The following is a 5,345-nucleotide window of genomic DNA, read 5'->3' as shown; positions in this document are numbered from 1 at the left end:
TACGGTAACGATCGCAGCAGGTCAAACTAATCCTGCTACAGTCAATTTTGGCAATCAAACGATACCTGTTCCGACTCCGACTCCGCCTCCAACTCCAACTCCGCCTCCGACTCCTACTCCGCCTCCGACTCCCGCTCCTGCTCCGACTCCTGTTACCACTCCTACTCCCGTCCAACAAAGCAGCATCAGCGGTATTAAATTCAACGATGACAACGGCAACGGTACTCAGGATGCGGGGGAAACTGGTCTTTCGGGATTGCTAGTTTTCCTTGATGCTAACGGGAACAACTCTTTAGATACGGGCGAAATTACTGTTACCACTGACAATTCTGGCAATTACAGCTTCAACAACCTCAATGCCGGCACTTACAACGTGCGGGAAGTGCAGCGGACTGGTTGGACGCAAACTACTACGAATCCCGCACCGATTAATCTCGGCAGTGGCGAAAGTCGTAGTGGAATTAACTTCGGCAATTTCCAAAATATTAGCATTTCCGGCAGCAAGTTTAATGACCTCAACAATAACGGGGTTTTGGATGCTCAAGAACCGCTATTGCCTAACTGGCAAGTCTTCCTTGATGCTAACGGCGACGATTCTTTAAATGGTGGAGAAGTTAACACTGCGAGTGATAGCTTGGGTGGCTATAGTTTCGCTAATTTAGGTCCGGGAACTTATCGAGTTCGGGAAGTCAATCAACCGGGTTGGACTCGAACTACTGCCAATCCTGCTGATATTATTGGTGTCAGCGGCACGAATGTTAGCAATATTAACTTTGGCAACTTTTTCGCCCAATCACCAACACCGCCTCCGCAAGCCGGACAAGATGCTGACTGCATTTGTGCGGAAATTGTTTTGCCAAATATTGCCAGCGTTCGCGGCCCGAATTCTGTTAGCAATAGCTTCGATGGTACCAACGGTAACGATACTATTCTCGGCAGCAGTAACGGTGAGGAAATTAACGGTTTTGACGGCGATGATTTGTTGGCTGGCTTGCGGGGTAATGATAATATTTACGGGGGACTTAACAGCGATTTCCCGGTTGGCCCAAATTTAGATAAGGACACGCTGTTTGGTAATGAGGGTAATGATTACCTCAACGGGGTTGCTGGAGATGATTTAATCTTTGCGGGCGAGAACGATGATGTTGTTTACGGCGGCAAAGATGATGATGTTATTTTTGGCGACAAGAACAGCGATACTTTAATTGGTGACCAGGGTAACGATACTATCTACGGGGGAACTCTTAACCCGTTAGACCCGGATTTGACTGGTAATGATTTGCTGTTCGGTTTGGCGGGGAATGACTTTCTCAGCGGTCAAGAAGGTCAAGATACGATCGCAGGTGGTGACGGTAATGATACAGTGCGTGCAGGCAAGGGCGATGACGTAGTTCTAGGCGAGTCGGGCAATAACCTGCTGTTTGGCGATGAAGGAAACGATACTATCTGCTGCGGCGACGGGGAAGATACTGTGTACGGGGATATTGGCAGTCCTCTTCCCATTGGTTCTGCTGGCGGACAAGACCAAATCTGCGGCGGTTTTGGTAACGATTTGCTGTTTGGCAATGAAGGTCAGGATACCGTCAATGGCGATGCTGGGAATGATACTCTTTACGGCGGCAAGGATGAGGATAGTTTGCTCGGCGGTGCTGGGGATGATTTCTTGTTTGGAGATGAGGGGAATGATACTCTGATTGGAGGCACTGGGAACGATCGATTTATGTTGGGTCTTGACCTCGGCAGCGAGACTATTTTAGACTTTCAATACGGCTTCGATTCGATCGGCTTAATGGGTGGTCTGAATTTCTCGCAACTGAGCGTTGTTGCGGAGAATAGTTCTACTCTGATCCGAGTTACCGGTTCTGGTCAACTTTTAGCGACTCTGAGCAATGTGCCCGCAAGCCTGATTACTGCTACGGATTTTGCGATCCTGTAGTGCGATCGCGCTTCATGAATTAGCCTAGAATATTTTAGGGACGATCGCGCGATCGTCCCTAAAATCTGAGAATTTTATTTAATCTCAAGTTCGATCGAGCGCATACCCGAGCGATTGGCGGTTGACAAATTATTTGCACGGAAAATCCGAGTTCCGAGTAAGTCAGCCCTACAGCATCGAGATGCTGTGGTAGCTATCGGTTGATATTGCGCTTCATGCGATCGAGTTCTTCGTCTGCTTCCCAGTGTTGAAACTTTTGTTCGAGAGGGTCTGCCGCATTAAAACTGCTATAATTAGAAGTCTGATTCCAACCCTTTGTATCCCAATTCGGTTCTGTTTTCGCCGTGGTTCGAGTTGCTGCGGCTTCCACTGCTTTGGCGCGGACTTCTTTTCGGCGCAATTGAATTTGGCGGTACAATTCTTTAGCTTTTTCAATCCGTTCTTTGCAGCCTTGCATTTGTCCCCAGCGCTGATTTCCCTGACGTAGCAAAGTTGCTTGTCGTTCTTGGGCTGCTTGAGCTAAGTCGAGCCTTTGAGCTGCTTTAGCTTTGTTCGCGCGATCGTTCCAGCGCTGAATTTCTTGGGCGGCGGATAGAATTTCAGCTTGCAGTGTTTTCTCTTGTTTTTGAATCTCCAGAATCAGCCGCAGCGTGTCTTCTTCTTGTTCCTTGAGTTGTTCTTCTATTGCTTGCAACTCCAGATGAGGGTTACTACGCAAAAATTCTTCTAATCTGGTTTCTAGTAAGCGGCTGAAATCGTCAAATAAGCCCATTTTTTATAATTCCTCAGTCATTAGTTATTAGTCATTGGTCATTAGTTGTGAGTCATTGGTTCTCAGTTACTGGCAATCGGTCATCCGTCATTAGTTGTTAGTTATAGCATTCGCAAGTTCGGCTTCCGTCTCCCTGTACGGGATGCAAACGGATAGAAGGAAGGAGCAATAAGAGCAAGCGTTTCAGCAATTTAAAACGTCGGGCGCGGTTGCTATATTATAACTGTTGTCACCGCTCGTGAGGTACAGCCCGATCGCTGGCAATTACCAATTACCGATTACTAAAATCCTAACTGATGACTGATGACTGATGACTACTGACCAATGACCAATGACCAATGCAATGACCAATGACTGATTAGAACTTTTGGCCGACAAAAACCGATCGCACATCTCCACCCTTTCGGATAACTGCTTCTTGATTTTTGATTTCTGCCAGCGTCCAACCACTAGCACCGATACTTTCGCCGACATAGATTCTGCGGGCTACACCGTCTATTTCAAACAAAGCAGCCGATCGATCGCCCAACTCCAAAATCCCCACCAGCGTCTGCGCGGAAATCGGAGCGCTGTTCACAGCCGCTACGGATTGCTGGGGCGCTGGCGCGGATTGTCCTGCTGCCGGCGCTGGTGCTGATTCCGTTTCGCGAGCCAAAATCTTCGGCTGCACAGACTCCGAGGAGGAAGGAGAAGCCGCGAGGGGAGTGCGATTGCCAGCGGTGGCGATCGCACGACCGGAGGCTGGGGCCGCCGGCGAAGTCGAACCTGCTGCGGTTTGAGAAGCTGCCGGAGCCACAGTCACCTGAACAGGAGCCCCCGGAGCCACAGTCACCTGAGCGGGGGGAGGGATGACTACGACTTGGGGTGCAGGTGCTCCCGGCTGGGCGGCGACCTGTTCTAGGGCATTCGCGATGCGGTTGACTGCTGTCGAAAGACCTGCTGTTGGCGGTGGCGCGCCGGAAATTGAAATGCTCGGCAGTGTCCCTGGGGTTGCGGCTCCGGGAACTGTGGCAAGTTGGGAGTTAGCCTGGGGTGCTTTTTTTTGTTCGATCGCTACTAGGGAGCGCTGCACGTATTCTACAAACTGGGTATCTGGTGCGGTTTTGGTACTTGCTGCCGGCGTCTGTGGGGCAACGGCTGCGGGCAAGCGCACCAGTCCAGACCTGCTTGCCAGCCACAATCCCATGACTAGCAGTAGCGACCCAAATGCTGCTCCGAGCAGGATTTTATCGAATGATTGTTTGGACTGCTGTTTTTTGGTTGTTTCTAGGGCGACTTGGCGGGCGATCGCTGCTACGTCTTTTTTACCATCTCGCGTCGGCTCTGGCGTCAACTGCGACAAAACTATTTGAGGTACCGAGATGGATTTGAGCGCCACGAACTCTGGCGCCACTGGATCGGGTGGCAGTCCGGCGCTGCCGTCGAATGCTCGATCGACTCCTTCAAACAGTTCGTCCATCAACCGATCGGCGTAGGACTCTACTGCCACTGTTTCGGCTGGCACGGTTTCGACTCTCGCCACCACGGCGATCGGATCGGACGTTGATTCCAAAGGCATCTGTTTGGCGATTACTTTTTGAGGCATAGTTTTATGTTTACTCCCGCTCCTCGACCACCCTGAGATTCTCAAGTTCAGACTTCTACAGGATACTTTTGATGTTGACCAATTCTTGGCACAGAACAGGTTAATTGTAGCTCACTGATTACAATATTTTTAGTCTTCGGTCAACTTACTTTGTGCGATCGACTTTTGTTTTGCCTGTTTTGGGCCTTTTGACCCGTCTTTTCTGCTGCCAGTCTTACTTGCTTACGCTGACTTTTACTGCATATTCTACTGCTTTTGTCAACCCCACCCAGCGGGAATTCGCAGTTTTTGACATACAACTTTACTTGAGGCTCTCGCAAAAAAACCGCTTTTTTTGCCGCTGTTTCCGCTCGCATTGCAGCTTAGACAAGGATTTTAGACTTTTACCCGTCTTAAGCTTGTTGGTCAGTTTGCTTGAGAGTAATAACAAGCTCCAGATTTTTTCATAACTCATGACTCCAAAAGTGGTAGCAACCGCTGTAATTCCCCACAAGCTGCCTGAAGCGATCGCGGCGCATCTTCTGGTAAGCTCTGAGAATAACATCGATCGGCTAAATCCTCAACAGATGTTTTGCAAACAGCCTCATTTTGCTCAAACTTTGCATAACCAGCCTCCTCATTCACAGATTCTCCCTGCAAATAATGTATCCAAGTTTCAATATTGCGCTTGCGAACGAAAATCGCGATCGCCTCATCCGATCGCCTCTTATCCTGAGCATCTTGATCAAGTATACTAGCTAACTGACTTAATCTATCTTGTAGCGTACCCATATCTGCATCAATTAACACCACTAATCCGATCGACACCCGGTTTTTATTCTGGCGATAAGCTTTCACTTCCACCGGATACTGAGTGCGTACATACTGTTCTCCAGATTGGCTACCTTTCGGACAAATCTTAGCCCGAAATTGACCTTTAAAACCTCGTTTTTTGAGGAAATAACGCGCAAAAACCTCCTGCTGTCTGTCCTCACAAACTGTAGTTTAGACTAAATAAAGATGAGAACGGTGGCAAAAGAAGAACTAGAGCCACCGCGCCGGGAGAGAATGAG

The 5,345-nt window shown here is 49.0% G+C and carries 4 protein-coding genes; 1 reads left to right on the top strand and 3 read right to left on the bottom strand.

The genetic code is table 11. From position 1 onward, the window contains the following. Positions 1-1,936 (top strand): SdrD B-like domain-containing protein (locus QUB66_RS27100; protein ID WP_332971295.1); only part of this gene is annotated, 1,936 nt, incomplete at its 5' end. A 193-nt stretch (positions 1,937-2,129) separates the two neighbouring features. Here the strand turns inward: QUB66_RS27100 and QUB66_RS27095 are convergent. The 3 genes from QUB66_RS27095 to QUB66_RS27085 all read right to left on the bottom strand — a co-directional run bounded on the left by QUB66_RS27095 (position 2,130) and on the right by QUB66_RS27085 (position 5,130). After that, the gene (locus QUB66_RS27095) at positions 2,130-2,708 is read right to left on the bottom strand and encodes a TIGR04376 family protein (protein WP_332970631.1); all 579 of its coding nucleotides are present in this window, start codon (positions 2,706-2,708) and stop codon (positions 2,130-2,132) included. Between the two features lie 358 nt (positions 2,709-3,066). Then, entirely contained in the window at positions 3,067-4,293 is a 1,227-nt protein-coding gene (locus tag QUB66_RS27090; RefSeq protein ID WP_332970632.1) for a hypothetical protein, read from the bottom strand. Between the two features lie 450 nt (positions 4,294-4,743). Beyond that, complete coding sequence (locus QUB66_RS27085) at positions 4,744-5,130, bottom strand: hypothetical protein (protein WP_332970633.1); 387 nt, start codon at positions 5,128-5,130, stop codon at positions 4,744-4,746. Positions 5,131-5,345: the final 215 nt, after the last annotated feature.

Origin of the sequence: Microcoleus sp. A2-C3, assembly GCF_036706065.1 — a bacterium.
Taxonomy (GTDB): domain Bacteria; phylum Cyanobacteriota; class Cyanobacteriia; order Cyanobacteriales; family Microcoleaceae; genus Microcoleus.
Note: the sequence above shows the minus strand (reverse complement) of the source record. Positions and strands in the feature narration are given on the sequence as shown.

What these genes read in the sequence shown, in the direction of transcription:
- QUB66_RS27095 (WP_332970631.1), bottom strand. Translation starts at nt 2,708, where the DNA reads ATGGGCTTATTTGACGATTTCAGCCGCTTACTAGAAACCAGATTAGAA.
- QUB66_RS27090 (WP_332970632.1), bottom strand. Translation starts at nt 4,293, where the DNA reads ATGCCTCAAAAAGTAATCGCCAAACAGATGCCTTTGGAATCAACGTCC.